The organism is Endozoicomonas sp. SESOKO1, from assembly GCF_024606265.1.
Lineage (GTDB): Bacteria > Pseudomonadota > Gammaproteobacteria > Pseudomonadales > Endozoicomonadaceae > Endozoicomonas.
Genome location: NZ_JAHHPP010000263.1, coordinates 1 through 1009 on the forward strand (window position 1 = coordinate 1; position 1009 = coordinate 1009).

Here is a 1009-nt window from a genome sequence, read left to right on the forward strand (position 1 = left end):
TCATATAGGCGATGGCATAGAGCTGGACCAGAAACCCGACGCCGCTGATTAAACTGGCAAACAAAACGCTGAGGCCATCAAGGCGGAGGGCAAAATCAATACCCAGCGAGGGAATCCAGGGCCAATAAAGCAGGGACTCCGGTGGCTTATAGCTGGCACTGGCGTATTAATAGCGCTGTTTGCCGGTCTGCTGCCCCTGTTTTTCGGGCAGCCTTTTCTCTCCGGCCTGTGGCTGGGCAAAGTCGGTAGCCCACTGTTATTTGACGTTGGCGTTTACCTCGCTGTCATTGGATCAGTACTGATGATCCTGCTGAATGTTGAAGAGGAGTTAAGTTAATGGAGTTTCTCTGGTGTCTGGTCGTCGGCCTGATGACGGCCTGCGGCGTATTCCTGATGCTGGAGCGTCATATCGTGCGCTTTCTGTTCGGCATGATTCTGGTCAGTAACGCCATCAACCTGGCCATTTTTGTCGCTGGCCGATTAACCCGCGGTAATCCACCGCTGATTGCCAGTGATGCCCTGCTCCCGGCGGCCGGTTACGCAAACCCGCTGCCACAGGCGCTGATTCTGACCGCCATCGTGATCGGTTTCGGTCTGTTGTTATTCACCTTATTACTGGCCTATCGCGCCATCAAAGAACTGGGCACTGCCGACATGGACAAAATGCAACACGCGGAGACCGAGCAATGACCCACTGGCTGCTGGTTCTGCCTGTTTTTATTCCGCTGCTGACTGCCACAGCCTGTGCTTTCAGCTTTCGCACCCGCACCCTGTCATCCCCGATCAGCTGGTCCGGCGCCCTGGCTAACCTGTGTGTCGCCCTGTTGCTAATCCATAGCGTCATTACCCAGGGCCTGCAGGTGACCGCCTTTGGCGATTGGCAGGCGCCCTTCGGTATTGTTTTTGTCGCCGACCTGCTGTCCGCCAGCATGGTACTGATTACTGCCATTATCGGTGTCGCGATTGTGCTTTACAGCACTACGGATTTGCGCAGCAAACCTTTGTATGC

General features: G+C 55.2%; 3 protein-coding genes and 1 pseudogene. 3 read left to right on the forward strand and 1 reads right to left on the reverse strand.

What is annotated here, in order from left to right; genetic code table 11:
• Positions 1-133: hypothetical protein (locus KDK13_RS19210; protein ID WP_373692236.1), on the reverse strand; the 133-nt coding region annotated here is incomplete at its 3' end.
• A 15-nt stretch (positions 134-148) separates the two neighbouring features.
• On the opposite strand from KDK13_RS19210, the gene KDK13_RS19215 reads away from it, so the two are divergent.
• From KDK13_RS19215 to KDK13_RS12030, 3 genes and pseudogenes are all read left to right on the forward strand, one after another.
• Positions 149-337 carry an MnhB domain-containing protein gene (locus KDK13_RS19215; protein ID WP_373692237.1) on the forward strand — a complete coding sequence of 63 codons (189 nt, stop codon included), beginning with the start codon at positions 149-151 and terminating at the stop codon, positions 335-337.
• Complete coding sequence (locus KDK13_RS12025; protein ID WP_257285214.1) at positions 337-690, forward strand: Na+/H+ antiporter subunit C; 354 nt, start codon at positions 337-339, stop codon at positions 688-690. Before KDK13_RS19215 ends, KDK13_RS12025 begins: the two co-directional genes overlap by 1 nt.
• A pseudogene (locus KDK13_RS12030) lies at positions 687-1009 on the forward strand (Na+/H+ antiporter subunit D); the annotation flags it as partial. The gene KDK13_RS12025 and the pseudogene KDK13_RS12030, both read left to right, overlap by 4 nt.

Coding starts and splice junctions, on each gene's coding strand:
- KDK13_RS12025 (WP_257285214.1), top strand. CDS start 337: ATGGAGTTTCTCTGGTGTCTGGTCGTCGGCCTGATGACGGCCTGCGGC.